Raw genomic sequence first — 249 nt, forward strand, 5'->3', positions numbered from 1 at the left:
CCAGCGATGCGCCTTCGCGACGCGATCGACCAGCATCGGATCGACACCGAGCGCCTTGCCGGTTTCGCGCAGCACGCCGCGCGGGCGATACGTCGAGACGGCCGCCGCGAGCGCGGCGCGATTGTGTCCGTATTTGTCGTAGATATGCTGGATCACCTCTTCCCGGCGCTGATGCTCGAAGTCGACGTCGATGTCGGGCGGCTCGCCGCGCTCCTCGCTGATGAAGCGCTCGAACAGCATCGTGCTCTG

The 249-nt window shown here is 66.3% G+C and carries 1 protein-coding gene; it reads right to left on the reverse strand.

Translation table 11 applies throughout. The features are described from left to right. A partial coding sequence (locus SB751_RS33600; RefSeq protein WP_410749445.1) for a hypothetical protein occupies positions 1-249 on the reverse strand: 249 nt, incomplete at both ends.

It is taken from the genome of Cupriavidus sp. SIMBA_020 (genome assembly GCF_046535395.1).
Classification (GTDB): domain Bacteria; phylum Pseudomonadota; class Gammaproteobacteria; order Burkholderiales; family Burkholderiaceae; genus Cupriavidus; species Cupriavidus campinensis.